Here is a 26,633-nt window from a genome sequence, read left to right as displayed (position 1 = left end):
GGGCGCCTCAGGCCGTCTGAATGGCCTGGGCCTGGGTGCGGGTCCAAGCCGACACACAGGGGATGCGGCTGCGGTCACAGCGATCGGCCCAGCGGCGGGCCACATCCACCACTTCCGCCAACAGGCCGTCATCGAGGGTGGTGGGATTGAGGCCCAGCTCGATGAAGCAGCGGTTGTCCACGATCAGGTCGTTTTCGACGGCCTCATTGCGGGGGTTGGGCAGGTAGTTGATCTCGGCACCTGTCAGGGCAGCCACCTTGCGGGCCAGCTCGCCCACCTGGTGGCTTTCGGTCATCTGGTTGAAGATCTTCACCCGCTCGCCCCGCTCCGGCGGGTTCTCCAGGGCCAGTTGCACGCACTTCACCGAGTCGCGGATGTGGATGAAGGCGCGGGTCTGGCCGCCGGTGCCATGCACGGTGAGGGGGTAGCCGATCGCCGCCTGCATCAGGAAGCGGTTGAGCACGGTGCCGTAGTCGCCGTCGTAGTCGAAGCGGTTGGTGAGCCGGGGATCCCGCTCGGTGGCCTCCGTATTGGTGCCCCAGACGATGCCCTGGTGCAGGTCGGTGATGCGGACCTGGTCGTTCTTGTTGTAGTAGAGGAACAGCAGCTGATCCAGCGTCTTGGTCATGTGGTAGACGCTGCCCGGACTCGCCGGGTGCAGGATTTCCTCTTCAAAGCGCGAGCCGTCGGGCTGGGGCACCTCCACCTTGAGGTAGCCCTCCGGGATGGTGGCGCCGCGGTGGGAGCCGTAGCCGTACACCCCCATCGTGCCCAGGTGCACGATGTGAATGTCGAGGCCGCTCTCCACGATGGCGGCTAGCAGGTTGTGGGTGCCGTTGACGTTGTTGTCAACGGTGTAGCGCTTGGTGGCGCTGCTCTTCATCGAGTAGGGGGCGGCCCGCTGCTCGGCGAAGTGGACGACTGCATCAGGACGCTCCGCCAGAAGGAGATCCACCAGCCGCTGGTACTCGTGGGCCAGGTCGAGGTGCACGAACCGCATCGGCTTGCCGCCCACCTGCTCCCAGGCCCTGAGGCGGTCGCCCATGGTGGCGATCGGCGTGAGCGACTCCACCTCCAGATCGATGTCGATCTTGCGGCGGCTGAGGTTGTCGAGGATGACGACCTCGTGGCCAGCGTCGGCCAGGTTCACCGCACAGGGCCAACCGCAGAAGCCGTCGCCGCCGAGAACGAAGACCTTCATCGCAACCCCCATGCCGAACTCATTCCGTGAACCCAACTCCAGCAGGACGAGCGGGTGCTCTGCCTCGCAAGCTACTACAGGCGTTCGGCCTAGGGCTCAGCTGATCCAGGTGGCCACCAGCACCAGGACCGCCACCAGCACGGCTCCGCCGATCAGCAGCAGGCGGGAGTTGGAGGCGCTGGCTTCAGCCCGGTCCATCACCACCATGCGGGGTTCGCGGGCGAAGGCGTTGAGCCTGCCGCCGTCTTCTTCAGTCACTTGCATGGGAGAGGGTGCGCAAGGACGATCAACTTATGGATGCTGTCCCTGGCTGCCCAGGCCCTGGCATGGATCGTCACAGAGCGCCCGGCCTGTGGCCGAGGGCGTCAGCTGCCCACCCGTCCGGAGCTGGGCGAACTGGCGCTCGCCTGCCCCCTCACGGGTAACCGGCCGGCCTGGAAGGCACTCCGACCAGCTTCGGTGGCCAGGGCCATGGCCCGCGCCATGGCCGGGGGATCGCCCGCCAGGGCGATGGCGCTGTTGATCAGCAGGGCGTCAGCCCCCATCTCCATGGCCTGGGCGGCCTCGCTGGGCACGCCGATGCCGGCATCCACCACCACCGGGACGGCCGCGTTCTCGATGATCAGGGCGATGTTGGCGGCGTTGCGGATGCCCTGGCCCGAGCCGATCGGCGACCCCAGCGGCATGACCGTGGCACAGCCCGCCTCCTCGAGTCGTTTGGCCAGCAGCGGATCGGCGTTGATGTAGGGCAGCACCGTGAATCCCTCTTTCACCAGCTGCTCGGCCGCTTCCAGGGTTCCGAATGGGTCGGGCAGCAGGTGTTTTGTATCGGGGATCACCTCCAGCTTCACGAAGGTGTTGTCCTCCTGGCCGGCCAGCTTGGCCAGCTCCCGACCCAGTCGGGCCACCCGGATGGCCTCCTCGGCGGTGGCGCAGCCGGCCGTGTTGGGCAGCATCCAGATGCGGGTCCAGTCGATCGCCTCCATCAGCCCCTGGTGGCCGTCGGCCTGGCTTTGCACCCGTCGCACCGCCACGGTGACGATCTCGCAGCCACTGGCCACGAGGCTGGCCTGCATCGCCGCCAGGCTTGGATATTTGCCCGTGCCGGTCATCAACCGGCTGCCAAAATGGCGGCCACCGATCAGCAGTGGGTCCTGGCGTGGGGCTGGATCCGGGTGCGAATCGGTGTGCGGATCGCTGGGGGGGGCTGTGGTGACCACGGAACAGGGCCAGATCTCGGCAACGGTCCTAGCCTCCCATCAGTTGGTTCCCCTCCGTCGTGTCCGTCGTTGTTCGGGCTGCCGTGCCCCTGGCTTTTGTGCCCCTGGCCGTTCTTCCACTCCTTGGGGTGCCGCAGCTGCAGTCCCCGGCGCGGGCGGCCACACCCCTGGCCAGTGAGGCCTTCGTCCCCTTCATGGCCCCCGCGGCCGCCAGCTCCGGCGGGGAGTCCCTCAGTGGTCTGGGTGGGGCCGAAACCTTCGATCCCGTCGCCCGCGCCCAGCTGCTGGCGGTGGATCTGCCCCTCACCTGGAGCGGGGTGTATCAGTCTTTCGACAATTCCCAGACCGTCAACGCCGAGCTGCGGTTGGCTTCGGCCCGGCCGATGGGCCAGATGATTGACCTGCGGGGTGAGCTCACCGTGGGGGGGGTGACCACTCCCGTGCAGGGCAATCTCAATGCCGAGTCTGACCAGCTGGATCTGTTGGTGCTGTGTCAGTGCGATGTCGCAGGTCTGGAGCTGGGTGGGGTGTTCACCGGTCTGGAGGGCCTGCAGCTGTCCGGCTGGCAAGCTCCCCGACTGACCAGCCGAGGTGGTCGCCTCGATCTGCGGCCCGTCAGCACCACCCGAACGGCCACCAGCCGCAATGCCTATGGGTCAGGCTCAGGCGCAGGCTCCGGATCCGCGGTCCGCGGACTCTGGTGAGCGGTAGGCACGAAGGGCCTGGACGCGCCGTTCAGGCCACCTTGTCAGTGCCGACCTTGCGTTCGAGAAGCTTGAGCCGTTTGCGCGCCGTCTTGTTGGTGGCATCCAAGCCAAGGACCCGTTCGTAGGTCTCCCTGGCCTCTTCCCATTTGAGCTGCTTTTCGAGGGCGTAGGCCAGGTTGTTGAGGGCCACTGGGTAGGCGGGTTTGGCCTCAAGCGCCAGTTTGTAGTGGCGCATGGCGGCTTTGTAATTGTTTTGGGCGGCGAGGGCAAATCCGAGGGCGTTTTGGATCACCGCCCTGGCTTCGGCCGGCTCCTTTTCGGCTTCTGCCTTCTTCAGGGCCTGCTTTAGGGATTCGGCGGCTTGCCCATAGAGCCGCTTGCGCAGCTGCACCGAACCCAGTTCATACAAGCTGGCGGCATCGGAGGGCTTGGCGCTGTCGTTGCGTTCCAACTTGGCCAGCGTGACCTCATCGGCACGCACCCGCCAGATTTGGCGGGCCACCACGATCGCGGCGACCCCGAGAAGAACAATCAGCCCAATCAGGTAGGCCTGCGGAAGGAGGGCGTCCAAGGGGACCTACCGGGGGGACTCAGTTTTTGGCGGCACCCACCACGCTGGTGAAGCTGCCGGGATCGACCACGGCCAGCTGGGCCAGCATCTTGCGATTGAGGCGCACGTCGGCTTTTTTCAGGCCACCCATCAGGCGGCTGTAGCTCAGACCGTTCAGGCGTGCAGCCGCGTTGATGCGGGCAATCCAAAGGCGGCGGAAGTCGCGCTTGCGACGCCGACGGTCCCGGTAGGCGTTGCAAAGCGCCTTCATCACCCGCTGGTTGGCGGTGCGGAAGAGGGAGCCGTTGCCACCGCGGAAGCCGCGGGCGAGGCGAAGGATCTTGTTACGGCGTTTGCGGGCAACGTTGCCCCTCTTGACGCGAGCCATGGCAGGGAATCAGGAAAAAATGAAAACGGACGGGCAGGGGCCCCGTGGGATCAGGCGTAGGGGAGCATCGCGCTCACGTTGTCCGCGTCGCGCTCGTCGACCACCGCCATCGTGCCCAGGTAGCGCTTGCGCTTCGGGCTCTTGTGGTCAAGGAGGTGGCTGCGGAACGCCCGGCGACGCAGGAATTTGCCGCTGCCGGTGGCCTTGAACCGCTTGGCGGCTGCTTTGCGGGTCTTGAGCTTCGGCATGTCTCGCGTCGCGGCGTGCACAAACAAGCAGAGTACGACGTGGCAGTGCCTTCCTCCAAGCCCCCTCTTCGCCAGCCATGGTTTCGCTCCGGATGGCCTCGCTCCCATCGCTGCTCCCGCTGGCGGCCTGGGCCGGTTCCCTGGCCCTGGCTGGGGGCTGTCGGGCCGACGTGCCCGCCCCACCATCGAGCACCACGCACTGGCCCGTGCCCGCCCCGCCCGCGCTGGATGCGGCAGCGCCGGTGCTGTGGGTGGCCCTGGCTGCCCATCTGCGCCCTCCGGCCCCCCTGCTGCTGCGCAGCGCCGCCGGCAACCTCACCCTGGAGACAGCGTCGGGCCAGCGCTTCCGGGCCCCCCAGCTCACGTTGCAGTGGCGCAGCCTGCCCTTGGCCCAGCCCCTGACCCTGCGGCGCCAGGTCTGGGGTCCCTTTGCCAGCTATGAAAGCGCCCAGGATGCGGCCACCCGTTGGCGCCAGGCCGGAGCGGCTGCGGTGATTGCCCATCCGGCCGAATGGGAGTTGTGGGCCCCCCTGCAGGCCCCCGTGCCCCCCGGAGCTTCGCCGAGGCGACTGGAGCAGCTCCAGCGCCAGCGCCTCGTGTTGGAGCTGCGGCGCCCTGAGGGCCCGCTGCTGTTGGAGGGTCCGCTGCGACTGGAGGCCCCGGGGGGATTGCGCTGGCAGGGGGGCGTCTATGCCGGGCCCTTCCGGTTGCAGAGCGATGCCTACGGCAGCTGGACCCTGGTGGAGCAGGTGCCCTTGGAGCGTTACTTGCTCGGGGTGGTGCCCCACGAGATTGGGGCCGGTGCTCCTGCGGCCGCGTTGGCAGCCCAGGCGGTGTTGGCCCGCACCTGGGCCGTGCGCAACCAGGAGCGGTTCGCCGTGGATGGCTACCACCTCTGTGCCGACACCCAATGCCAGGTGTACGCCGATCCCCGTCAGGCCGGAGCGGCCGTGCGGCAGGCGGTCGGGGCGACCCGACATCAGGTGCTGGCCTGGCAGGGCGCCCCGATCCATGGGGTCTATCACGCCACCAACGGGGGTCTGGCGGCTGGGTTTGAGGAGGTTTGGAGTGGGTCGTCCCTGCCCTATCTCCGGCCGCGGGTGGATGGTCCGCCCGCCATGGAGGCCAGCGTGGCCCTACCCCTGCCGCCGGCCGGGGTTGCCGCGGCCCTGGCGGCCACCTCCCGGGCTTACGGGGCTGACCATCCCCGGTTCCGCTGGAGCCGCAGCCTCGACGCGGCCCAGATTCGCCAGGCCCTGGCCCGTACGGCCCCCCAGGTTGGCCTGCCCACCGGACTGGCGGTGCTGGAGCGGGGCCCCAGTGGCCGGGTCCTGGCCCTGGCCATCACCCTCCAGGCTCCGGCCGGATCCCCCCAGCGACTGGTGCTGAGGCGCGATGCCATTCGGCGCACCCTGCGGCAGTTGCCCAGCACCTTGTTTGTGCTGCGCCCTGAGGGTCCGGGACGGTGGCGTTTCGACGGGGGTGGGTTTGGCCATGGTGCTGGCCTGTCCCAGGCGGGAGCGATCGACCTGGCCCGTCGTGGTTGGAGCCTGACCCGAATCCTCCATCACTACTATCCGGGCACCAGCCTGGAGCCCCTTCGGGCTCTCATCCGCGGGGTTGGAGCCGAGCCCACCGGTGCTTCTGCAGGCTCCCCTTAGAGTTCGGCGACTTCTGGGATCGCCATGGCTGCGGGTGGCCGTTCCACCGATCACCGTCGTGGCAAGTCTGCCCTGTTCCTGATCGGCTGTGGCTGGGCAGGGATGGCGCCCCATTGGCTGCAGGGTTCCCTGCGGTTGGTTCCCGCCATCACTCTGGCGGTGTTGCTGGGGGGATACACCCTGCGCACCGTGCTGCTGCGGGCCTTTGGGTCCTCGTCCTCCGCTGCCGATCCGGCGGCACCGCTCGCCGAGGGCGAGGGGGCCGCGATGGCTGCGTTGCCGGCGGTGGACGTGGTGGTGGCAGCCCGCGATGAACAGGCCGTGATCGGGCGGTTGGTGGAGCGCATCGCCCAGTTGCGTTACCCGGAGGGGCAACTGCGGCTCTGGGTGATCGATGACGCCAGCCGTGATCGAACCCCCCAGGTGCTGGCCGAGCTTCAGGAACGCCATGCCTTTCTGCGGGTGCTCCGTCGCGAGGCCGATGCCGGGGGTGGCAAGTCGGGGGCCCTGAATTTGGTGTTGCAACAGCTCCAGGGTCGCTGGATGTTCGTGCTCGATGCCGACGCCGATCTCCAGAGCGACACCCTGGAGCGCCTGATTCCCTATGCGGAGCAGGGCGGGTGGGCTGCCGTTCAGCTGCGCAAGGCCGAGGTGAATGCCACGGCCAATTGGCTCACCCGGGCGCAAGCGATGGAGATGGCCCTGGACGCCGTGATCCAGCAGGGACGGCTGGCGGTGGGTGGCGTGGTCGAGTTGCGCGGCAACGGCCAGTTGCTGCGCCGCGATGCCCTGATCAGCAGCGGTGGATTCAATGAGGCCACGGTCACCGACGACCTTGACCTCAGCTTCCGGCTTCTGCTCGACGGCCAGCCGGTGGGCTTGCTCTGGGACCCTCCCGTGCAGGAGGAGGCCGTGCTCAGCCTGGCGGCCCTCTGGCGTCAGCGCCAGCGCTGGGCTGAAGGGGGCTTGCAGCGGTTCTTCGACTACGGGCCTGGCCTGTTGTCGGACCGGCTCAGTGGGGCCCAGAAGCTTGATCTGGCCTGTTTTTTCCTGCTCCAGTACGGGCTGCCGGTGGTGGCGATCGCCGATCTGCTCGGAGCCCTGATCACCCGCACGTCCCCCACGGTCTGGCCCCTGTCCTTTGTGGCCTTCGGACTCTCGGGGGGCGCCATCCTGGCCGGCTGTCGTCGACCCGGCGAGGGTCCGCCCCTGCCCGCGATGAATCCCTGGAATTTGGCCCTGGGCATTGCCTATCTCGGCCACTGGTTTGTGGTGATTCCCTGGACCAGCCTGCGCATGGCCCTGTTGCCCAAGAGCCTGGTCTGGGCCAAGACCATGCACCTCGGCGAAGACGACGAGGCGCCGATGGAGGATCCGGCCGCCGCCTGAGGGCTCAGGCCGCCGCTTCGTCGGGGGGGAGCCCGTCGAGGGGGCCATCGAGTTCGACCACCTCGCCGTTGAAGAACTCGGCCAGCCGCCGTGCCTTTTCATCCAGGGGGGCGGTGGGGGCCGGAGCGGCAACCGAAACGGGTGTGGGACTCTCCGGGGCAGCGGGAGTGGGGGGCTCCTCCATGGCCGGGGCGGCCGGCGTCGGTGCCGGCTTTTCTGTCGGCGTTGCTGCCGGGATCACCCGGGAGACCGTTGGGGCTGGGGCGGCGCTGGGCGGGGGCATGGGCTCCCCGCCGCCTTCGAGCACCAGCTGGCGCGGGCTGCCGAGGGCCTTGGTCACCGCCGTCTCGAGCAGGGAGAGGCGGCTTTGCACCATCGCCATCCAGTTGCCTGCCACCTGCACCACGGCCCGGCGCTCGTCCAGCCGCACCAGCTGGGCCTGCTGGGACAGCAGCATGCGGGTGGAGGGCAGCTCCAAACCGGCCAGGATCTGTTGCCACAGTTCCGGCAGGTTGGGGGCCTGCTCCGCTGCGGCCGTTTCGGTTGCGGTCTCTGTCGCGGCCGGGGGTGTTTCTGCGGGTGCGGCTGGAGCCGGGGTCGCTGCCAGGGGTGGGGCCGGGGGTGCGGGGGCTGGGGCGGGAGTCGCAATAGGAGTGGCCACCGGGGCTGCCGTGGCAACGGCAACCGGTTCGGCTAACAGCCCGAGGAGCAGCACCTCCAGCCACAGGCGTGGATTGACGCTGTGGCGCAGTTGCTGTTCGCTGCCCTTGAGCTGGGCCTGCCACTGCAGCAGCCGCGTTTTGCCGATGGCCCGGGCCAGATCGGGCAGGTCGCCGCGGAATTGGGGCGACACGCTGGTGAGCTCCAGCCGATCGGGGGCGGTGCCGGCCAGCACCAGATCCCGCAGCAGGCTCACCAACCCCTGCAGCACGGCGGCAGGCTCGCGACCCCGCTCGAGTAGCTCCCGGCTGCCCACCAGCAGGGCGAGGGGTTCGGCCCTGGCCAGGGCCTGGGCTAGGGCCAGCAGCTCCTGTTCCGGCACCGCCCCCAGCAGTTCCCACACCGCCGTGGCCTCGATCGGCGCCGGCAGCAGGCTCAGCTGATCCAGCAGGCTCTCGGCATCGCGCAGGCCCCCCTGGGCCCGCTGGGCCACCACGTGAAGGGCCTCGGGGGTGATGCCGATGGATTCCTGTTCGGCGATCCAGGCCAGGTGCTGTTCCAGGGCCTGGAGCGGAATGCGGCGGAAATCAAAGCGCTGGCAGCGGCTCAGGATCGTGGGCAGCACCCGCTGGGGGTCCGTGGTGGCCAGCACGAACACCACCCGCGGCGGCGGCTCCTCCAGGGTTTTCAGCAGGGCGTTGAAGGCCGCGGTGGAGAGCATGTGGCACTCGTCCACCACGTACACCTTCCAGCGGGCTTGCACCGGCGCGAAGCGGGAGCGTTCGATCAGCTCGCGGATGTTGTCGACGCCGGTGTTGGAGGCGGCGTCGATCTCGATCACATCGAGGGCATTGCCCGCGGCGATGGAGGTGCAGAGCTCGCAGACGCCGCAGGGTTCCGGGGTGGGACCCGCGGCGCCGATGCAATTGAGCGAGCGGGCCAGGATGCGGGCACTGGAGGTTTTGCCGGTGCCGCGGGGGCCGCAGAAGAGGTAGGCCGGCGCGATTCGCCCGGTGCGCAGCGCATTGCCCAGGGTGGCGGCGATCGCCTCCTGACCCACCAGCTGGTTGAACCGCTGGGGCCGGTACTTGTGGTGGAGGGGCTGGTAGCTGGGGATCGCCGTTGGGCTCATGGGGCAGCGGCGCGCAGGGAGGCTGCCTCGAAGAGGCGGATGGTTGAGATTACTGGTCCTGTCCCGGTTCGAACTGGCGCCGCAGGCGCTCTTCCAGTTCTTCCACCTCCGTGAGCCGGTCGGCCAGGTTCTGGGCCGCCAGCCGCAGGCTCTCGAAGCGCTCCTCCCCCCAGCGTGCTTCGGCCCGGGCGAGTTCCTCCTCCAGCTTCTGCTGCAGGCTGAGGCGGAGCTGGTCGAGCTGGTCAAGACTGCGCCGCGCCAGCTCCTTGCCCTTCTCCAGCTGGGGGCTTTGGCCCAGCAGCATCCGGGCACCGGTGAGCACGGCGGCGGGCATCCATTGGCCGAGGGCCAGGGCCCCCAGGCTGCCGGTATGGAGCCAGTCTTCGACCTGGGCGCTGCGGTGGCGGCCTGTTTTGCACCAGTGGGCGAAGTGCTCGCAGTTGTTGAACAGCAGGTTGTAGTTCTGTTCGCCCAGCCGCCCCATGGCGCGCCGCAGGGTCACGCCGACGGGTGAGCAGGTGCCTTCGGCGTAGGGCACCACGGCCACGGGTTGGCCGCGGCTGAAGTCCACCACCGGGCTGCGCAGAATTTCGCGCCCCTCCAGGTAGTGGGCCACGCTGCCGTCGCCCAGATCGATGCCGTGGTGCAGGAACAGGCCATGCTGGCGCGGCACCTGCAGGTGGTCGGCAGCGGTCATCGGTGGGGCTGGATCAGGCGCTGGCCTGCTGGGCTTCCTCAACGGTCCCGCCCAGCGGCAGCACCTGGGCCTTGCTGCGCTGTTCCACCAGGTCCCGGGTCACGGTGAAGGAGGTGACGTCCTTGCGGGAGGGCAGGTCGTACATCAGATCAAGCATCAGCTCTTCCACGATGCCGCGCAGGGCCCGGGCGCCGGTCTTGCGCCGGTGGGCCTCGATGGCGATGGCCTCGACGGCCCCCGGCTCGAACTCGAGCAGGACGTTGTCCATGCTCAGCAGGGTCTGGAACTGCTTGATCAGGGCATCGCGCGGTTCGGTGAGGATCGACTTCAGGGCGGTGGTGTCGAGCGGTTCGAGCACCGCACTCACCGGCAGCCGACCGATGAATTCAGGGATCAGGCCGTAGCGCACCAGGTCGTCGGGTTCGAGGTGGCGCAGCACCTCGGCTGCGTGCCGATCCTTGCCAGTGCGGGGCCGGCTGCTGCCATCGGCGCTGAGGAAGCCAATGGCATTGCGGCCCATCCGCTTCTGCACCACGTCTTCGAGACCGACGAAGGCGCCTCCGCAGATGAACAGGATCTGGCTGGTGTCGATCTGGATGCAGTCCTGGTAGGGGTGCTTGCGGCCGCCCTGGGGGGGCACGTTGGCCACGGTGCCCTCGAGCATCTTCAGCAGGGCCTGCTGCACGCCCTCGCCGGACACATCGCGGGTGATCGAGGGGTTTTCGCTCTTGCGGGCGATCTTGTCGATCTCGTCGATGTAGATGATGCCCCGCTGGGCCTGCTCCACATCCAGATCGGCTTTCTGGAGCAGCCGCAGCAGGATGTTTTCCACGTCTTCACCGACGTAGCCCGCCTCCGTGAGGGTGGTGGCGTCGGCCACGGCGAAGGGCACGTCGAGCATCTCGGCCAGGGTCTGGGCCAGCAGGGTCTTGCCGCAGCCGGTGGGGCCGATCAGCAGGATGTTGCTCTTGTGCAGGCGGGTGGCCGTCTGATCGGTTTCGCCCTTGCCGTCGCCCTGCCAGGCCAGCCGTTTGTAGTGATTGTAGACCGCCACCGACAGGTTTTTCTTGGCCTCCTCCTGGCCCACCACCTGGCGGTCGAGGAAGGCCTTGATCTCGTGGGGCTTGGGCACCTCGGCCAGGGTGGGCGCTGGCTTGGAGGTTTTCTTGGCGGGAGCCTTGCTGCGGCCGGTTTCCGGGGCGTGCCGGCCGCCACTGCTGCCGCTGCCTTGGCCGTCCACCAGTTCCTCATCCAGGATCTCGTTGCAGAGATCGATGCATTCGTCGCAGATGTAAACGCCGGGGCCGGCGATCAGTTTGCGCACCTGTTCCTGGGACTTGCCACAGAACGAGCACTTCAGGTGGGCGTCGAACTTGGCCATCGGGGCGGCGACGGGCGGGCAGGGGGTCCTGGATTCAGGATCGACGGAAAACTCGGTTCGTCAGCCGTCCTTAAGGATCAAACCAGGGCCGTGGCCGCGCTGGAGTCGGTCACCACCTGATCAATCAGGCCGTATTCAACCGCCTCTGCTGGGGAAAGGAAGTAGTCGCGATCGGTGTCTTCGGTGATTTTCTCGAGGGGCTGGCCGGTGTGTTCGGCCATCAGGTCGTTGAGGGTGTCCTTGAGGAACAGGATCTCCTTGGCCTGGATCTCAATGTCGACGGCCTGGCCCTGGGCGCCGCCGAGGGGTTGGTGGATCATGATCCGGGCATTGGGCAGGGCCAGCCGCTTGCCCTTGGTGCCGCCCGACAGCAGAAAGGCGCCCATGGAGGCCGCCAGGCCGTAACAGATGGTCACCACGTCGGGGGCCACCTGCTGCATGGTGTCGTAGATCGCCAGGCCGGCGGTCACCGAGCCGCCCGGCGAATTCACGTAGATCTGGATGTCTTTCTCCGGATCCTCGGCTTCCAGGAACAGCAGCTGGGCCACGAGGGAATCGGCCACCTGGTCGTCGATGCCGGTGCCCAGGAAGATGATCCGTTCGCGCAGCAGGCGCGAATAGATGTCAAAGGCACGGTCGCCCTTGCCCGACTGCTCCACCACGGTGGGCAGCACCCCGGGGGAGCCGCTGGGGCTCCAGCTGCTGTGGATGGGGTGGCGGATGGTGGCGTCGATCACGCGCGGGGGAGGGCTCGTGGTTGCAATCTATGGGCTTTGACCCGGCACCGGGCCCGGATCAGGCCTCGGCGGTGGCGTCGGCCTTGGTTTCGCCTTTGGCGGCCTTGGCTTTGGCCTTTGCCTTGGGCTTGCCCGCACCGTCGCCCGCCGAGGCCGATTCGGGTGCCTTCTCGGTGATGGTGCTGTTGGCCTCGAGCCACTCCAGCAGCTTGTCGCGCAGCAGGTCGTCGGCCACGGCCAGGCGCAGGCGCTCGGGATCAATGTTGCCCTGTTGGCTCAGGCCCCGGCTGATCTCCTTCACCTTGGCCTCCAGCTCCTTGGCCTCCACCTCGATCGCCTCAGCGGTGGCGAGGGCCTTGAGGGCCAGGCTGCGGCGCAGACGCTCCTCGGCCTCGGGGCGGGAGGTGTCCATCAGGCTGCGCACCAGGTCGGGGGTGAACAGCTTCTTGACGTCCATGCCCTGCTGGGCGATCTGGCTGGCGGTCTGCTCCACCAGGTTGCGGATTTCCTGCTGCACCAGGGTTTCGGGCAGCTCCACCTCCAGCTCCTGCACCAGGGCGGCGAGCAGGGCGTCGTGGCGGTTGGCCTTGGCCCGGCGCTCGGCGTCGTCCTTCAGTCGGGTTTCCAGGTCGGCGCGCAGCTCCGCCAGGGTGGTCTTGTCGCTGGCCTGCTGGGCGAAGGCGTCGTCAAGGACGGGCAGCTCCCGGCTCTTGAGGTCCTTGAGGCCGATGTCAAAGCGGGCCGGCCGGCCGGCGGATTCTTCCTGGGGATAGCTGTCCGGGAACTGGCAATCGATGGTCTTGGTGTCGCCCACGGCCATGCCGATCACCCCCTCGACGAAGCCGGGGATCATGCGGCCCTCCTCCAGTTCCACCTCCATGGCGTCGCTGCTGCCGCCGCTGATCGCCTCGTTGGTGTCGGCGTAAACCCCGCTGAAACTCAGCACGGCCACATCCCCGCTGGCGGCAGCACGTCCCTCCACGGGCACCAGGGTGGCCAGCTGCTTGCGCGACTGTTCAATCAGCTCATCGACCCGGGCTGGATCGAAGTCCACGGCCTCGGCTTCGGCCTTCAGGCCCTTGGTGGCCTTGAGGGTGGGCGTGGGCTCGACGTCGAGCTCCAGGGTGATGGTGAGGGCGCTGCCGGGCTCGAAGCGTTCCAGCACGGCCTCGAAGCCCTCGCTGAGCTCGGGCCGGCCGATGGCCGCCACCGGCTCCTGCTCCAGGGCGTCGCGGAAGGCGGAGTCCACCAGATCTTCCAGGGCCGTGGCGCGGATGCGGAGGGGGCCGATCTGCTGCAGCAGCACGGGCCGGGGCACCTTGCCCTTGCGGAAACCGGGCAGCTTGATGCTGCGGCTCAGTTTCTCCACCGCGGCGTCGTAGCTGGCCTGGCTGCGGCCGCCGGGGATGGCCACCTCGAGGGCCACGCGGCTGCCCGGGCGGGGGGTGGCCTTGACGGACAGGCTGGTGGATGGGGCGGCGGCAGAGCTCATGGAAAACGGATGCAGCCGCCGATCCTAGAAACTGACCGTTCCGGACCCGGAACGCGTATTGTCGGGACGGCGCACGACGAAGGCGATAGCTTCCCAATCGGCATCCGCAGGTCTGAATGCAGACCCTGCGCTTTGCGGCAGCTTCAGCCCTCCGGCCCTTCAGCATTCGGCCCGGGTTTCGTCCCCCACTCGGTTCCGCCACTCGCTTTCGATCCCGTTCCCGCTCCCTTGACCGCCGCCCAGACCGCCCTTTCCCCCACCCCGATCGCCCTTCCCAACCGACCCCTGCGGGTGGCGGTGCTGGGAGCTACCGGTGCGGTGGGCCAAGAACTGCTCGAACTGCTCGAGGAACGCCACTTTCCCGTGGCCGAGCTGATCCCGCTGGCCTCGCCCCGCTCCGCCGGCCAGAGCCTGCGCTGGCAGGACCAGGCCCTCACCATCCAGCCCGTTGAGGCCGCTGCCTTTGCGGGTGTCGATCTGGTGCTGGCCTCGGCCGGAGGTTCGGTGTCGCGTCAGTGGGCTCCGGTGGCGGCCCAGGCCGGTGCCGTGGTGATCGACAACTCCAGTGCTTTCCGGATGGACCCGGAGGTGCCGCTGGTGGTGCCTGAGGTGAACCCCGAGGCCGCCTTCAGCCATCGGGGCATCATCGCCAACCCCAACTGCACCACGATCCTGCTCACCCTGGCCCTGGCTCCCCTGGCGGCCCGTCGGGCGATCCGTCGGGTGGTGGTGAGCACCTACCAGAGCGCCAGTGGTGCCGGAGCCCGGGCCATGGAGGAGCTACGCAGCCTGAGCCGCACCGTGCTCGACGGGGGCGAACCGGTGAGTGCGGTGTTGCCCCACTCCCTGGCCTTCAACCTCTTCCTGCACAACTCGCCGCTCCAGCCCAACGGCTACTGCGAGGAGGAGTTGAAGATGGTCAATGAAACCCGCAAGATCATGGGGGTTCCTGAGCTGCGGCTCTCGGCCACCTGTGTGCGGGTGCCAGTTCTGCGGGCCCACTCCGAAGCCGTCAACATCGAATTCCACGAGCCCTTTCCGGTGGACGAAGCCCGCGCCCTGCTGGCGGTGGCCCCCGGGGTGGAACTGCTGGAGAACTTCGAGGCCAACCGCTTTCCCATGCCCACGGATGTGACCGGCCGGGATCCGGTGGCCGTGGGTCGCATCCGCCAAGACTTGAGCGAGCCCAATGCCCTGGAGCTCTGGCTCTGCGGCGATCAGATCCGCAAGGGTGCCGCCCTCAATGCCATCCAGATCGCCGAACTGCTGATCCAGGGCCCGAACGCCACCCCAGGAGGTGCCGCTTGAGCCGCAGCCCAGACGCCTGTGCGCCCTTTGGTCGGGTGGTGACGGCCATGGTCACGCCGTTTGCCGCCGATGGCTCGGTGGATTTGGCCCTCACCGCCCGGTTGGCCGACCACCTGGTGGGCCATGGCTCCGATGGGTTGGTGGTGTGCGGCACCACCGGCGAATCCCCCACCCTCAGCTGGGACGAGCAGCACGCCCTGTTTGCGGCGGTGAAGGGAGCCGTGGGCGATCGGGCCAAGGTGCTGGCCGGCAGCGGCAGCAACTGCACCGCCGAGGCGGTGGAGGCCACCCGCCAGGCCGCAGCCCTGGGTGCCGACGGTGCCCTGGTGGTGGTGCCTTACTACAACAAGCCTCCCCAGGACGGCCTGGAAGCCCATTTCCGTGCCGTGGCCGCTGCGGCTCCCGCGTTGCCGCTGATGCTTTACAACATCCCCGGCCGCACCGGCTGCAGCCTCAGCCCGGAGACCACGGCGCGGCTGCTCGACTGCCCCAATGTGGTGAGCTTCAAGGCCGCCAGCGGCACCACCGAAGAGGTGAGTGCGCTGCGGGCCCTCTGTGGCGACCGTCTGGCCATCTACAGCGGCGATGACGCCCTCACCCTGCCGATGCTCGCCGTCGGGGCCGTGGGGGTGGTGAGTGTGGCCAGCCACCTGGCCGGCCCCCAGATCAGTGCGATGGTGCGCGCCTTCCTCGAGGGCGATCAGGCCCTGGCCCTGGCCCTGCATGAGCAGCTGTTGCCCCTGTGCAAGGCCCTCTTCTGCACCACCAATCCCATCCCCGTCAAAGCCGCCCTGGAGCTCTGCGGCTGGCCGGTGGGTGCCCCCCGTCTTCCTTTGCCGTCCGCCCCTGCCGACGTGCGACAACGCCTCTCCGAAACCCTGGCCGCCCTGCGTCCCACATGACGCCAAGGCTTGAGACCAGATCCGCTCCGTCCGTTTTCCTTTCCTGAACGCCCCTCCTTTATGACTAGTTCCAATGGCAGCAACCACGGCACCCGGTCCGCCAGCCCCAGCCAGCCCCACCTGCGGGTGATCCCCCTCGGCGGCCTGCACGAGATCGGCAAGAACACCTGCGTGTTCGAGTACGGCGACGACATCATGCTGGTGGATGCCGGCCTGGCCTTCCCCAGCGATGGCATGCATGGCGTCAACGTGGTGATGCCGGACACCAGCTATCTGAAGGAAAACCAGAAGCGCATTCGCGGCATGATCGTGACCCACGGTCACGAAGATCACATCGGTGGCATTGCCCACCACCTCAAGAACTTCAACATCCCCGTGATTCATGGGCCGCGCCTGGCGCTGGCCATGCTCACCGGAAAGATGGAAGAAGCCGGCGTGATGGATCGCACCATCCTCCAGACCGTCGCTCCGCGTGACGTGGTGAAGGTGGGCCAGCACTTCTCGGTGGAGTTCATCCGCAACACCCACTCGATGGCCGACAGCTTCTCGCTGGCCATCACCACCCCCGTGGGCACGGTGATCTTCACCGGCGACTTCAAGTTCGACCACACCCCGGTGGATGGCGAAACCTTCGACATGGCCCGCCTGGCCCACTACGGCGAGCAGGGCGTGCTGTGCCTGTTCAGCGACTCCACCAACGCCGAGGTGCCGGGCTTCTGCCCGCCCGAGCGTTCCGTCTTCCCCTGCCTGGATCGCCACATCTCCCAGGCGGAAGGCCGGGTGATCATCACCACCTTCGCCAGCTCAATCCATCGCGTCTCGATGATCCTGGAGCTGGCCCTCAAGAACGGCCGCAAGGTGGGCCTGCTGGGCCGCTCCATGCTCAACGTGATCGCCAAGGCGCGGGAGTTGGGCTACATGCGCGCCCCCGACGACCTGTTCGTGCCGATCAAGCAGATCCGCGATCTGCCCGACCGGGAAACCCTGCTGCTGATGACCGGCAGTCAGGGTGAACCGCTGGCCGCCCTGAGCCGCATTTCCCGGGGCGAGCACCCCCAGGTGCAGGTGAAGAGCACCGACACGATCATCTTCTCGGCCAGCCCGATCCCCGGTAACACCATCTCGGTGGTGAACACCATCGACCGGCTGATGATGCAGGGAGCCAAGGTGGTCTACGGCAAGGGCGAGGGCATTCACGTGTCCGGCCATGGCTTCCAGGAAGACCAGAAGCTGATGCTGGCCCTCACCAAGCCCAAATACTTCGTGCCGGTGCACGGCGAGCACCGCATGCTCGTGGCCCACAGCAAGACTGCCCAATCGATGGGTGTGCCGGCCGACAACATCCTGATCATCGACAACGGCGACGTGGTGCAACTCACCGCCGATTCGATCCGCAAGGGGGATCCGGTGAAGGCGGGTATCGAACTGCTGGATGCTTCCCGCAACGGCATCGTCGATGCCCGGGTGCTGAAGGAGCGCCAGCAGCTGGCGGAAGACGGCGTGATCACCCTGTTGGCGGTGATCAGCATCGATGGCGTGATGGCGGCGCCGCCCCGGGTGAACCTCCGCGGTGTGGTCACCACGGCGGATGCCCGCAAGCTTTCGATGTGGGCCGAGCGGGAAATCGGCTGGGTGCTGGAGAACCGCTGGAACCAGCTCTGCCGCAACACCGGTGGCAAGGCCCCCGACGTCGACTGGGTGGGTGTGCAGCGGGAGGTGGAGGTGGGCCTGCAGCGCCGCCTGCGCCGCGAGCTGCAGGTGGAGCCCCTGATCATCTGCCTGGTCCAGCCCGCCCCCGCCGGCACACCGGCCTACAAGGGACGGGCCGATGCCGAGCCCGACAGCCGCCCGGCCCCCCGTGGTCGCGGGGGTGGTCGGGATGCAGCTCGGGATGAGCGGGGACGGGCGCCAGCCCCCCAGCGTCAGCTGGCCGCCGTCGGCGCTCCGGCCACCCCGGCTCCGGCCTCTGCTCCGTCCACAGCCGTTGCGGCAGCAGCGGTTTCAGCGGCACCGGTGGAGCTGGAGCCAGAACCCGCTGGCCGCACCCGCCGCCGCCGCTCCGCCGCCGCCGGCTGAGCCTGGCCGGGTTGCAGCCCTAGCGGATCACCACCCGCAGCAGCCCCTTGGAGAGATCGGCAATCTCCTCGGGGCTGAATCCGCCCACGGGCGCGTGGGTGCTCTCCGAACGGATGGCCACCTCCAGCTCTTCGGCCCGGGCAGGATCGGCCTGGGCCACATCGATCAGCTCGGGCTCTTCGACCACGTCCACCACCAGCTCCGGCTCGGCTTCCGGCACAGGGATCTCATCCCGTTGGGTCATCCAGGGCATGGCGGGTATGGCATCCGTGGCGCCCGCCCCAGCAGCCACGGGTGTGGAGCTGAACGGGAACGCCTGGCCGCCTGCAGCCGCGGAGCCCTCCGCCGAGGACGGGCCTGGGCCTGAGGTCGGTTTGTTTCCAGCGGCCTGGCTGGCGCACTGCTCCAGCCCCTGGTCGGCGATATCCCGCAGAACGGCTTCTGAGGTGGCGGCGCGCACCCGGTTGTAGAAGCCGGTGGCCGTGGCGGCATCTTCGTAGCCGTACAGGTAGGTGTGGCCCAGCAACAGCTGCAGCCGTTGACGCAGGGGGTGGCCGGCGTCGTCTGGCAGTTCCAGCAGCAGCGCCTCGCTCAGGCGGGCCACGTCGTCCCACTGCCGCTCGCTGTAGACCCGCTCGATGGCTTCGTAGCGCTGTTGCAGAGACTCCGGCGAGGCGGTCATTGCGTGGGGTGTGGGGAGGGAGGATTCAGCCACAGTGTGCAGCGATCCCACCGGAGCTGCCAACCTGCGCGCAGGGCCGTTGTGCCAGGCGGCTGGCCGGCCTGCAGCCGCGGCAGCAGCTCTTCCAGTGGCCTGGCCGTCAAGGCCTGGCCCGTGAGGCGTTCGATCCAGCGATGCAGCAGTTGGCGCTGGGTGGCGGCGTCCTGCCGCACCAGCTCGGGGCGCCGCAGGGCCAGCTCTCGTCCACCAGCCCCGAGGCCCTGCAGGGCCAGGTCGACCAGGGCATCGCGGTTGTTCACCTCCTCCACCAACCGTTCGGCTTGGGCGCTGATGCGCTGGGCGGCGCCGGGATGCAGCTCCTCCAGCACGGGCAGCACCTCGGCCCGGATGCGGTTGCGGCTGAAGCGGCGCTCGCTGTTCGACGGGTCGGTCCAAACCGGCAGGCCCAGCTGGCTGCAGAGGCGGGCCGTGTCGGCCCGGGAGAAGGTCAGCAGGGGCCGGGTCAACAGGATGGGGGTGCTGTCTTCCCCTGCGGGGCTGAGGGGCCGTTGGCCCCGCAGGCTGGCCAGGCCGCGGCGGTGGCTGCCGCGGGCAAGGTGCAGGAGCAGGGTTTCGGCCCGGTCGCTGGCGGTGTGGGCCGTCACCACATGGGTGGCCCCCAGGGCCCTGGCCCTGGCTTCCAGCTGGCCGTAACGCCACTGGCGGGCGCCGGCTTCGTTGCGGGGATCCCGGCCGTTTTGGGTCGTTGGTGGCTCCCAGGTGTCGATGTGCAGCTCCAGCCCCAGGGAGGCGGTCCAGCGCTCCAACTCGGCGGCCTGGTGGCTGGAGTCGGGCCGCCAGCGGTGGTCGCCGTGCCAGAGCCGCAGGGACCACTGGTGCAGGCGGCCCAGGTCGTGCAGCAGGGCCAGCAGGGCCATGGAGTCCTGCCCGCCCGAGAGGGCCAGCAGCAGGGTGGCCCCCGCAGGCAGCAGTTCCGGATGGCGCAGCAGGTGACGGTGCAGCCGCAGGTGGTCGGGCCCCCAGCGCTGAGCGGGTTGGTGGCTTGGGGCCTGGGCCGTAGGGCCTCTGGATGGGAGAATCACCCCACTATCCCAATGCTTGTGTCCCCATGGTTGCGAAGTCGCGTCTGGCACAGCTGCCCGCCTCGCTCCGCACGGCCCTGGCCGAGCGCCGAGCCCTGAAGGTGATCGCCGGCCTGACCAACTTCGACGCCGCCAGTGTGGAGCGCATCAGCCGCGCCGCCGGCCTGGGTGGCGCCGATCTGATCGATGTGGCCTGCGATTCGGCCCTGGTACGCCTGGCGGCCGAGGTGAGCGGTCTGCCGATCTGTGTGAGTGCCGTGGACCCCGAGCTGTTCCCGGCCGCCGTGGCTGCCGGTGCCGCCCTGGTGGAGATTGGCAACTACGACGCCTTCTACCCCTTAGGCCGAATTTTCGACGCGGCTGAAGTGCTGGAGCTCACCCGCCGCACCCGGGCCCTGCTGCCCGAGGTGGTGTTGAGTGTCACCGTGCCCCATGTGCTGCCCCTCGATCAGCAGGAGCAGTTGGCCGTGGATCTGGTGGCGGCTGGTGCCGACATCATCCAGACCGAAGGCGGCACCAGCGCCAAGCCCTTCAGCGCCGGCAGCCTGGGCCTGATCGAGAAGGCGGCCCCCACCCTGGCGGCGGCCCACAGCATCAGCCGCGCTTTGCGGTCGGCCGGGGCCATCGCTCCGGTGCTGTGTGCCTCGGGCCTGTCGGCCGTCACGGTGCCGCTGGCCATTGCCGCCGGCGCCGCCGGGGTGGGCGTGGGGTCGGCGATCAACAGGCTCCAGGACGAGCTGGCCATGGTGGCGGTGGTGCGTGGTCTGCGGGAAGCCCTTGCCAACCGCGCCAACGTTGCCGTTTGACGCCAGGAGAGTTGGCCCTGTGTTGAACCCATGTCTACGTTGCGGGGGTTGATCCCTGCTCGTCTGTCATGGGTTTGATGTGGCTGTTGCAGTGGCCGATCCGGGCCATTGTGCTGTTGATCGTGGCCTGGCTGCCCCTCGGCGTGGAGGTGAGCAGCTTTCCGGTTGCCCTGCTCTCCGCCGTGGTGATCGGCCTGCTGGGCACCCTGTTGATCTGGCCGTTGAAGCTGGTGCTGGGCCCCGTCTGGGCGATCACCAGCCTGGGCGGGTTGATCAGTCCGGTGAGCCTGCTGTTCAACTGGGTGATCACCGTGATCCTGTTTGGCCTGGCGGCCTGGCTGATCAAGGGGTTCCGCCTCAAGAACGGGGTGCTGAGCGCGATTCTGGGCGGTGTGGTGTACGCGGTGCTCTCGGCCCTGATCCTGAGGCTGTTGGGCCTCGACGTGGACTTCACCCGGGCGGCCGCGTTGATCACCACGGCGCCGCTGGCCTGAGTTCGGTTTGCCGGAGTCACAGCGACTCCAGTGGCCCCCGAGAATGGGGGGATGGTTCCGTTCCAGCTCCACGCCCCCTACCAGCCCAAGGGTGACCAGCCCACGGCCATCGCTGGGTTGGTGCAGGGCGTGGAGGGGGGCGAGCGCTACCAGACCCTGCTGGGGGCCACCGGCACCGGCAAGACCTTCACCATCGCCAACGTGATCGCCCAGACGGGGCGACCGGCCCTGGTGCTGGCCCACAACAAGACCCTGGCGGCCCAGCTCTGCAACGAGCTGCGGGAATTCTTCCCGAACAACGCCGTTGAATATTTCATCAGCTACTACGACTACTACCAGCCGGAGGCGTATGTGCCCGTCTCCGACACCTACATCGCCAAGACGGCGTCGATCAACGAGGAGATCGACATGCTGCGCCACTCGGCGACGCGTTCGTTGTTCGAGCGCAAAGATGTGATCGTGGTGGCCTCGATCAGCTGCATCTACGGCCTGGGCATTCCCTCGGAATACCTCAAGGCGGCGGTGAAATTCCAGGTGGGTGAAACCCTCAACCTGCGCGGTTCCCTACGGGAGCTGGTCAACAACCAGTACTCCCGCAACGACCTCGAAATCTCCCGTGGCCGCTTCCGGGTGCGCGGCGATGTGCTGGAGATCGGCCCGGCCTACGAAGACCGGTTGGTGCGCATCGAGCTGTTCGGCGACGAGGTGGAGGCCATCCGCTACGTGGATCCCACCACCGGTGAGATTCTGCAGAGCCTCGACAGCATCAACATCTATCCGGCCAAGCACTTTGTGACCCCGAAGGAGCGGCTGGCCGACGCCATCCAGGCGATCCGCGCCGAATTGCGGGAGCGGCTCGAGGTGCTCAATGGCCAGGGCCGGCTGCTGGAGGCCCAGCGGCTGGAGCAGCGCACCACCTACGACCTGGAGATGCTGGAGCAGGTGGGCTACTGCAACGGCGTGGAGAACTACGCCCGCCACCTCGCTGGCCGCGAAGCCGGCACGCCGCCCGAATGCCTGATCGACTATTTCCCCGACGACTGGCTGCTGGTGGTGGATGAGAGCCACGTCACCTGCTCCCAGCTGCAGGCCATGTACAACGGCGACCAATCCCGCAAGCAGGTGCTGATCGAGCACGGCTTCCGGTTGCCCAGCGCGGCGGACAACCGGCCGTTGCAGGGCTCGGAGTTTTGGGAGAAGGCCCGGCAGACGATTTTCGTGAGTGCCACGCCCGGTGGCTGGGAGCTGGGGCAGAGCTCAGGTCAGGTGGTGGAGCAGGTGATCCGCCCCACCGGCGTGCTCGATCCGATCGTGGAGGTGCGCCCCACCGAAGGCCAGGTGGACGACCTGCTCGGCGAGATCCGCACCCGGGCTGAGAAGCGGGAGCGGGTGCTGGTGACCACCCTCACCAAGCGCATGGCTGAGGACCTCACCGACTACCTGGCCGAGAACGGGGTGCGGGTGCGCTACCTGCACTCCGAGATCCACTCGATTGAGCGGATCGAGATCATCCAGGATCTGCGTAATGGGGAGTACGACGTGCTGGTGGGCGTCAACCTGCTGCGGGAAGGCCTGGATCTGCCCGAGGTGTCCCTGGTGGCGATCCTCGATGCCGACAAGGAGGGCTTCCTGCGGGCGGAGCGCTCCCTGATCCAGACCATCGGCCGGGCGGCCCGCCACATCGAGGGGGTGGCCCTGCTCTACGCCGACAACCTCACCGATTCGATGGCCAAGGCCATCTCGGAAACCGAGCGCCGCCGCGCCATCCAGCACGCCTACAACGTGAAGCACGGCATCACGCCCACCCCGGCGGGCAAACGGGCGGGCAATTCGATCCTGGCCTTTCTGGAGGTGTCGCGCCGGCTCAACGACGACCAGCTGGAGCAGGCCACCGAGCAGGCTGAGCACAACGGCGTACCCCTCGATGCCCTGCCGGAGCTGATTCAGCAGCTCGAGGAAAAGATGAAAACGGCCGCCAAGAACCTGGAGTTCGAGGAGGCGGCCAACCTGCGCGACAAGATCAAGACCCTGCGCCAGAAGCTGGTGGGCAAGGCCTAAACGGGTGCTTCTGTGCCTTCGGCCCGGTGGTTGATGGCCCCGCCCAGCCCAAAGGCCGCATGCACCGCCTGCAGGGCCGCAAGGCCGTCGGCTTCGGCCACCACGCAACTGGTGCGGATCTCGCTGGTGGCGATCAGCTCGATGTTGATGCCCGCGTCGGCCAGGCAGCGGAACATGCGGGCGGCGGTACCGGGGGTGCAGGGCATGCCGGCGCCGACGGCGCTGACGCGGGCGATGGCGGGCCCCTCTTCGAAGCGGGCGCCGGGCCACTGGCGCAGCAGGGGGGCCAGGGTTTGCTCGGCCCGGGCCAGATCGTCGCGCTTGAGCACGAAGCTCATGTCGCGGCTGCTGGCCTCGCCCTCACCGTGGGTGCGCTCCGACTGCACGATCGCATCGAGGCTGATGCCCGCATCGGCCAGGGTGCGGCAGACGGCTGCTGCGGTGCCGGGGCGATCTGGCAGGCGCTGCACGGCCACCTGGGCCTGGTCGCGGTCGAGGGCGACACCGCGCACGGCCGGGGTGCCCAGGTGGCAGGGCTCGGGATTGCGACGCAGGTGCTGCTCGGGCAGCTCGAAGGCCTCGGCCGCGGCCCGCAGGGCCTTGGCGGCCTGGTGCCCGGCCACCAGGCAACTCACTTTCACTTCGCTGGTGGCGATCAGACGCAGGTTGATGCCGGTGCGGGCCAGGGTGTCGAACAGCTTGGCGGCCACCCCCGGCCGGCCCATGATGCCGGCGCCGGAAATGCTGAGCTTGGCTAGCCCCGCTTCGGCGCTGAGCTGGGCGCCCCCATCCCCCAGGGCTGCCCCCATTCCTGCCAGCACCTCCCGGCACACCAGCTGGGCCCGGTCGCTTTCGGCGGCCGCCAGGGTGAAGGCGATGTCGTTGGAGGCCCCCTCGTGGGTGGCCTGCACGATCAGATCCACGTTGAGGCCCGCCTGGCCGAGGGCCTCAAACAGCTGGGCCGCCACCCCGGGCCGGTCGGGCACGTGGGAGAGGGCGAGCACGGCCTGGTCGGTGTCGAGCTCGGCGCCATCCACCGGTTTGCCCAGCTCCAGCCCCTCATGGCCGATCGGCCGCGGCGTGCCACTGGTGAGGCGGGTGCCCGGCTCTTCGCTCCAGCTGGAACGCACCACCAGGGGCACGCCGTAGTTGCGGGCGATCTCCACCGCCCGCGGGTGCAGCACGGCGGCTCCCAGGCTGGCCAGCTCCAGCATCTCGTCGCAGGTGACGGTGTCCATCAGCTGGGCGTCGGCCACCTTGCGGGGGTCGGTGGTGAGCACGCCGGGCACATCGGTGTAGATCTCGCAGGCATCGGCCCCGAGCGCGGCGGCGAGGGCCACGGCCGAGGTGTCGGAGCCGCCGCGACCCAGGGTGGTGATCTCGGGGGTACCGCCGGCACCGCTGCTGGTGCCCTGGAAGCCGGCCACCACCACCACCTGGCCCTCGGCCAGCAGGCGGCGCAACCGTTCGGTGCGGATCTCCAGGATGCGGGCCCGGCCGTGGGCCGATTCGGTGACGATCCCCGCCTGGGTGCCGGTCATCGAAACCGCCGGAACGCCCTCCGCATGGAGCGCCATCGACAGCAGGGCAATCGACACCTGTTCGCCGGTGGCCAGCAGCATGTCCATCTCCCGCTGGGGCGGATCGGTGCTGATCGCCCGGGCGAGGCCGGTGAGCTGGTCGGTGGTGTGGCCCATGGCTGACACCACGATCACCAGCTCATGGCCCTCCTCGCGGCAGTGGGCGATGCGGCGGGCCACCGCCTGGATGCGCTCCACATCGGCCACCGAGGTGCCGCCGAACTTCTGAACCAGCAGGGCCATGGTGGGGCGCGGCGGCGGGCGTTGGGGAGAGAAGGCTTGATTATCCGTCCTGGTCTATGGCTTGGGCTGAGGACTCAGGAGCCGAGCAGGAAGCCGTCGCGGAAGGCGTCGCCGGCGTCGCTGCCCCGTTTGAGAGCGGCTTCCACATCGAGCAGCTGGCTGAGCAGGCGCAGAAAGACGGCGGGCTGGCGGCCCCGGATCTGCTTGCGCATCACGTAGATCCTCTTGGGGTTGCCGATGCCGGCGGCCTTGGCGATCACGGCCACGTCCTGTTCGCCGGAGCGCTCCAGCAGGGTCACCCACAGCCAGCCGCGGATCTGGCTGGTGAGGGCGGCCACGATGCGCAGGGCCGGTTCGTTGGCCTCCAGCAGGGCGTCGAGGCAGGCGATGGCCTCGGCCGGTTGGCCCGCCAGCAGGGCGTCACCCACCGCCAGGGCACTGGTGCTCTGGCCGCCCACCAGGGCCTGCACGGCGGCCAGGCTGATCGGCGCGCCCGGGGCGGCGTAGAGGCTGAGTTTTTCCAGTTCGCTGGCCAGGCGGGCGCTGTCGCTGCCGATGGCGTCGGCCAGGGCTTCGGCGGCGGCGGGCTCGAGCTTCAGCCCGAGTTCCCGCGCGGTGCGGCTCACCAGTTCCACCTGGCCGGCCCCGTCCCAGATGGCCGGCAGGGCAAAGCTCTGCTCGCTGGCCTGGCCCGCCTTCACCAGCTTCTGCAGGGCCTTGGTGGTGCGCAGCCGGGCGTCGGGCTTGCCGGCGCTCACCAGCAGCAGGTGGCAGCCATCCGCCACCTGGGCCAGGGCGGCCTCAAAGCCCTCGGCCAGCTCGGCCGGGCACTGGCTGCAGAAGGGGCTGCGCTGCAGCAGCACCACCCGGCTGCCGGCACCGAAGGGGGGGGTGCGGGCCTCCTCCAGGGCCTGGGCGGCCTGGCCGGCGTCGCTGCCATCGAGGCGGCTGAGGTTGAGGCTGGCCCAGCCGGGATCGAGCTGCTCCTGCACCAGCGCTTCCACGGCGCGGTTGCGGGCCGCCTCGTCGTCGCCCCAGAACAGGTGGATGGGCATGGGGTGGGGGACTCAGAGGCGCAGGGCACTGAGCACGGGGTGCTGGCCAGTCTGGGCCAGGGCGGGATGGTCGGTGACCAGCACCACCGCTTCGCTCTGAATGGCCGTGGCCAGTTCGATCGCGGCGCTGTCATCCAGCTGGGGTTCCTGGCGGCGCAGGCGCACGGCCGCCGCCGCGATGGCGGCATCGGCGGGCACCACGTGCCACTGCTGGGGGTTGTCGAAGGCCTTGGCGTAGCGCTGGGCCAGGGCCTCATCGCCACGGGCCAGGGGTCCCTCGAGCACCCGGATCAGGCTCACGCTGCTCACGACCCCGATCCAATACCCCGCCGCAATGCCCTGCAGGAGGGGTTCGAGGTGTTTGCCGGCGCCCTTGGCGTCGGCCAGAAAGGCCACCAGTGCGGTGCCGTCGAGGGCGATCCGGGAGCCGTGGGCCAGGAGGCGCGGGTTAAACGAGCGCTGGCGCTGTGCTTCACCTGGGGGCCCCAGGTGCTGAACGGGCTGCACAAAAGCAGGGGCTGGCGGGGCTGGGCGGGCTGGATGCCGTTGGTTGGGGTCCCAGCAGCCACGGCCGCTGCCCTGCAGGGCCATCAGGCTTTGCACTTGCCGCTGCCGCAGGCTCGGATCGGTGGGTGCTTGCCCCGCCAGGGGCACCAGGGCGGCCATGGGGGTGCGGTGGCGCTGGAGCACGATCCGCTCTCCGGCCGCGGCCCGCTCCATCAGTTCCGGCAGTCGGCGTCGGGCCGCTTCCACGCCAAAGGCGGCCTCCGCTGTGGTGGCTGAGCTGGGCTGGGGTGTGCGCACGTGCCTGCGGGATTCTGTACAACCTGTACAAGTTGTACAGCCTGTACAGAATTGGGGACAGGGTTGATTTGGGGTGGATG

Annotated in this window: 25 protein-coding genes; 9 read left to right on the top strand and 16 right to left on the bottom strand. The window is 68.7% G+C overall.

Going from position 1 to position 26,633, the window contains the following annotated elements:
* Positions 1–7: 7 nt before the first annotated feature.
* The 3 genes from H6G16_RS03430 to H6G16_RS03420 all read right to left on the bottom strand — a co-directional run bounded on the left by H6G16_RS03430 (position 8) and on the right by H6G16_RS03420 (position 2,313).
* On the bottom strand, positions 8–1,201 hold the full coding sequence (locus H6G16_RS03430) for an NAD-dependent epimerase/dehydratase family protein (protein ID WP_190388924.1): 1,194 nt from the start codon (positions 1,199–1,201) through the stop codon (positions 8–10).
* Positions 1,202–1,297: 96 nt separating this feature from the next.
* Positions 1,298–1,465 carry a ssl1498 family light-harvesting-like protein gene (locus H6G16_RS03425; RefSeq protein WP_190388923.1) on the bottom strand — a complete coding sequence of 56 codons (168 nt, stop codon included), beginning with the start codon at positions 1,463–1,465 and terminating at the stop codon, positions 1,298–1,300.
* A gap of 101 nt (positions 1,466–1,566) precedes the next feature.
* Complete coding sequence (locus H6G16_RS03420) at positions 1,567–2,313, bottom strand: thiazole synthase (protein ID WP_190388970.1); 747 nt, start codon at positions 2,311–2,313, stop codon at positions 1,567–1,569.
* 167 nt (positions 2,314–2,480) lie between these two features.
* On the opposite strand from H6G16_RS03420, the gene H6G16_RS03415 reads away from it, so the two are divergent.
* A complete protein-coding gene (locus H6G16_RS03415; protein ID WP_190388922.1) occupies positions 2,481–3,125 on the top strand; it encodes a hypothetical protein in 645 nt (214 codons plus the stop codon).
* Between the two features lie 31 nt (positions 3,126–3,156).
* Here the strand turns inward: H6G16_RS03415 and H6G16_RS03410 are convergent, their stop codons facing one another.
* Genes H6G16_RS03410 through rpmI form a run of 3 tightly spaced genes read right to left on the bottom strand, consistent with a single transcriptional unit; the run spans position 3,157 to position 4,314 of the window.
* Entirely contained in the window at positions 3,157–3,699 is a 543-nt protein-coding gene (locus H6G16_RS03410) for a tetratricopeptide repeat protein (protein WP_190388921.1), read from the bottom strand.
* Positions 3,700–3,718: 19 nt separating this feature from the next.
* Positions 3,719–4,066 (bottom strand): 50S ribosomal protein L20, encoded by a 348-nt coding sequence (rplT, locus tag H6G16_RS03405; protein WP_190388920.1) that lies wholly within the window; start codon positions 4,064–4,066, stop codon positions 3,719–3,721.
* Between the two features lie 50 nt (positions 4,067–4,116).
* Entirely contained in the window at positions 4,117–4,314 is a 198-nt protein-coding gene (gene rpmI / locus H6G16_RS03400) for a 50S ribosomal protein L35 (RefSeq protein ID WP_094558996.1), read from the bottom strand.
* A 77-nt stretch (positions 4,315–4,391) separates the two neighbouring features.
* Here rpmI and H6G16_RS03395 point away from each other — a divergent pair, with 77 nt between their 5' ends.
* Both H6G16_RS03395 and H6G16_RS03390 read left to right on the top strand, forming a co-directional pair.
* Positions 4,392–5,975 carry a SpoIID/LytB domain-containing protein gene (locus tag H6G16_RS03395; RefSeq protein WP_347238777.1) on the top strand — a complete coding sequence of 528 codons (1,584 nt, stop codon included), beginning with the start codon at positions 4,392–4,394 and terminating at the stop codon, positions 5,973–5,975.
* A 24-nt stretch (positions 5,976–5,999) separates the two neighbouring features.
* On the top strand, positions 6,000–7,364 hold the full coding sequence (locus tag H6G16_RS03390; RefSeq protein ID WP_190388918.1) for a glycosyltransferase family 2 protein: 1,365 nt from the start codon (positions 6,000–6,002) through the stop codon (positions 7,362–7,364).
* A 4-nt stretch (positions 7,365–7,368) separates the two neighbouring features.
* Here the strand turns inward: H6G16_RS03390 and H6G16_RS03385 are convergent, their stop codons facing one another.
* The 5 genes from H6G16_RS03385 to tig form a co-directional block, all read right to left on the bottom strand.
* Positions 7,369–9,156, bottom strand: coding sequence for a DNA polymerase III subunit gamma/tau (locus H6G16_RS03385; protein ID WP_190388917.1), 1,788 nt, complete (start codon positions 9,154–9,156; stop codon positions 7,369–7,371).
* Positions 9,157–9,205: 49 nt separating this feature from the next.
* Positions 9,206–9,853, bottom strand: a complete 648-nt coding sequence (locus H6G16_RS03380; RefSeq protein WP_190388916.1) for a lecithin retinol acyltransferase family protein — start codon at positions 9,851–9,853, stop codon at positions 9,206–9,208.
* Positions 9,854–9,866: 13 nt separating this feature from the next.
* A complete protein-coding gene (gene clpX, locus H6G16_RS03375) occupies positions 9,867–11,234 on the bottom strand; it encodes an ATP-dependent protease ATP-binding subunit ClpX (RefSeq protein ID WP_190388915.1) in 1,368 nt (455 codons plus the stop codon).
* A 77-nt stretch (positions 11,235–11,311) separates the two neighbouring features.
* A complete protein-coding gene (gene clpP / locus H6G16_RS03370; RefSeq protein WP_190388914.1) occupies positions 11,312–11,971 on the bottom strand; it encodes an ATP-dependent Clp endopeptidase proteolytic subunit ClpP in 660 nt (219 codons plus the stop codon).
* A gap of 58 nt (positions 11,972–12,029) precedes the next feature.
* Positions 12,030–13,463 (bottom strand): trigger factor, encoded by a 1,434-nt coding sequence (tig, locus tag H6G16_RS03365; RefSeq protein ID WP_190388913.1) that lies wholly within the window; start codon positions 13,461–13,463, stop codon positions 12,030–12,032.
* A gap of 228 nt (positions 13,464–13,691) precedes the next feature.
* Between tig and H6G16_RS03360 the strand changes: the two genes are divergently transcribed.
* The 3 genes from H6G16_RS03360 to H6G16_RS03350 are packed head-to-tail and all read left to right on the top strand — an operon-like array spanning position 13,692 to position 17,749.
* Complete coding sequence (locus H6G16_RS03360; RefSeq protein WP_199289143.1) at positions 13,692–14,771, top strand: aspartate-semialdehyde dehydrogenase; 1,080 nt, start codon at positions 13,692–13,694, stop codon at positions 14,769–14,771.
* Positions 14,768–15,673 (top strand): 4-hydroxy-tetrahydrodipicolinate synthase, encoded by a 906-nt coding sequence (gene dapA, locus H6G16_RS03355; RefSeq protein WP_190388912.1) that lies wholly within the window; start codon positions 14,768–14,770, stop codon positions 15,671–15,673. Before H6G16_RS03360 ends, dapA begins: the two co-directional genes overlap by 4 nt.
* Before the next feature lie 60 nt (positions 15,674–15,733).
* The gene (locus H6G16_RS03350; protein WP_190388911.1) at positions 15,734–17,749 is read left to right on the top strand and encodes a ribonuclease J; all 2,016 of its coding nucleotides are present in this window, start codon (positions 15,734–15,736) and stop codon (positions 17,747–17,749) included.
* 19 nt (positions 17,750–17,768) lie between these two features.
* Here H6G16_RS03350 and H6G16_RS03345 read toward each other — a convergent pair whose 3' ends face one another.
* Both H6G16_RS03345 and tilS read right to left on the bottom strand, forming a co-directional pair.
* Positions 17,769–18,431, bottom strand: coding sequence for a hypothetical protein (locus H6G16_RS03345; RefSeq protein ID WP_190388910.1), 663 nt, complete (start codon positions 18,429–18,431; stop codon positions 17,769–17,771).
* Complete coding sequence (gene tilS, locus H6G16_RS03340; protein ID WP_347238776.1) at positions 18,428–19,513, bottom strand: tRNA lysidine(34) synthetase TilS; 1,086 nt, start codon at positions 19,511–19,513, stop codon at positions 18,428–18,430. Before tilS ends, H6G16_RS03345 begins: the two co-directional genes overlap by 4 nt.
* 26 nt (positions 19,514–19,539) lie before the next feature.
* Here tilS and H6G16_RS03335 point away from each other — a divergent pair, with 26 nt between their 5' ends.
* From H6G16_RS03335 to uvrB, 3 genes are all read left to right on the top strand, one after another.
* Complete coding sequence (locus tag H6G16_RS03335; protein ID WP_190388909.1) at positions 19,540–20,319, top strand: DUF561 domain-containing protein; 780 nt, start codon at positions 19,540–19,542, stop codon at positions 20,317–20,319.
* 68 nt (positions 20,320–20,387) lie between these two features.
* The gene (locus H6G16_RS03330) at positions 20,388–20,813 is read left to right on the top strand and encodes a phage holin family protein (protein WP_190388908.1); all 426 of its coding nucleotides are present in this window, start codon (positions 20,388–20,390) and stop codon (positions 20,811–20,813) included.
* Between the two features lie 51 nt (positions 20,814–20,864).
* Positions 20,865–22,871, top strand: a complete 2,007-nt coding sequence (gene uvrB / locus H6G16_RS03325; RefSeq protein ID WP_190388907.1) for an excinuclease ABC subunit UvrB — start codon at positions 20,865–20,867, stop codon at positions 22,869–22,871.
* Here uvrB and H6G16_RS03320 read toward each other — a convergent pair.
* The 3 genes from H6G16_RS03320 to H6G16_RS03310 all read right to left on the bottom strand — a co-directional run bounded on the left by H6G16_RS03320 (position 22,868) and on the right by H6G16_RS03310 (position 26,553).
* A complete protein-coding gene (locus H6G16_RS03320) occupies positions 22,868–24,694 on the bottom strand; it encodes an aspartate kinase (protein WP_190388906.1) in 1,827 nt (608 codons plus the stop codon). The two genes, uvrB and H6G16_RS03320, sit on opposite strands and share 4 nt — an antisense overlap.
* Positions 24,695–24,768: 74 nt before the next feature.
* A complete protein-coding gene (holA, locus tag H6G16_RS03315; RefSeq protein WP_190388905.1) occupies positions 24,769–25,749 on the bottom strand; it encodes a DNA polymerase III subunit delta in 981 nt (326 codons plus the stop codon).
* Positions 25,750–25,761: 12 nt separating this feature from the next.
* The gene (locus H6G16_RS03310; protein WP_347238775.1) at positions 25,762–26,553 is read right to left on the bottom strand and encodes a hypothetical protein; all 792 of its coding nucleotides are present in this window, start codon (positions 26,551–26,553) and stop codon (positions 25,762–25,764) included.
* Positions 26,554–26,633 lie beyond the last annotated feature (80 nt).

The organism is Cyanobium sp. FACHB-13342, from assembly GCF_014697415.1.
Taxonomy (GTDB): Bacteria; Cyanobacteriota; Cyanobacteriia; order PCC-6307; family Cyanobiaceae; genus Cyanobium_A.
This window is presented reverse-complemented; position numbering and strand designations above follow the sequence as displayed.

Coding starts and splice junctions, on each gene's coding strand:
- H6G16_RS03430 (WP_190388924.1), bottom strand. CDS start 1,201: ATGAAGGTCTTCGTTCTCGGCGGCGACGGCTTCTGCGGTTGGCCCTGT.
- H6G16_RS03425 (WP_190388923.1), bottom strand. CDS start 1,465: ATGCAAGTGACTGAAGAAGACGGCGGCAGGCTCAACGCCTTCGCCCGC.
- H6G16_RS03420 (WP_190388970.1), bottom strand. CDS start 2,313: ATGACCGGCACGGGCAAATATCCAAGCCTGGCGGCGATGCAGGCCAGC.
- rplT (WP_190388920.1), bottom strand. CDS start 4,066: ATGGCTCGCGTCAAGAGGGGCAACGTTGCCCGCAAACGCCGTAACAAG.
- rpmI (WP_094558996.1), bottom strand. CDS start 4,314: ATGCCGAAGCTCAAGACCCGCAAAGCAGCCGCCAAGCGGTTCAAGGCC.
- H6G16_RS03395 (WP_347238777.1), top strand. CDS start 4,392: ATGGTTTCGCTCCGGATGGCCTCGCTCCCATCGCTGCTCCCGCTGGCG.
- H6G16_RS03390 (WP_190388918.1), top strand. CDS start 6,000: ATGGCTGCGGGTGGCCGTTCCACCGATCACCGTCGTGGCAAGTCTGCC.
- H6G16_RS03385 (WP_190388917.1), bottom strand. CDS start 9,156: ATGAGCCCAACGGCGATCCCCAGCTACCAGCCCCTCCACCACAAGTAC.
- H6G16_RS03380 (WP_190388916.1), bottom strand. CDS start 9,853: ATGACCGCTGCCGACCACCTGCAGGTGCCGCGCCAGCATGGCCTGTTC.
- clpX (WP_190388915.1), bottom strand. CDS start 11,234: ATGGCCAAGTTCGACGCCCACCTGAAGTGCTCGTTCTGTGGCAAGTCC.
- tig (WP_190388913.1), bottom strand. CDS start 13,463: ATGAGCTCTGCCGCCGCCCCATCCACCAGCCTGTCCGTCAAGGCCACC.
- H6G16_RS03350 (WP_190388911.1), top strand. CDS start 15,734: ATGACTAGTTCCAATGGCAGCAACCACGGCACCCGGTCCGCCAGCCCC.
- H6G16_RS03345 (WP_190388910.1), bottom strand. CDS start 18,431: ATGACCGCCTCGCCGGAGTCTCTGCAACAGCGCTACGAAGCCATCGAG.
- H6G16_RS03335 (WP_190388909.1), top strand. CDS start 19,540: ATGGTTGCGAAGTCGCGTCTGGCACAGCTGCCCGCCTCGCTCCGCACG.
- H6G16_RS03330 (WP_190388908.1), top strand. CDS start 20,388: ATGGGTTTGATGTGGCTGTTGCAGTGGCCGATCCGGGCCATTGTGCTG.
- uvrB (WP_190388907.1), top strand. CDS start 20,865: ATGGTTCCGTTCCAGCTCCACGCCCCCTACCAGCCCAAGGGTGACCAG.
- H6G16_RS03320 (WP_190388906.1), bottom strand. CDS start 24,694: ATGGCCCTGCTGGTTCAGAAGTTCGGCGGCACCTCGGTGGCCGATGTG.
- holA (WP_190388905.1), bottom strand. CDS start 25,749: ATGCCCATCCACCTGTTCTGGGGCGACGACGAGGCGGCCCGCAACCGC.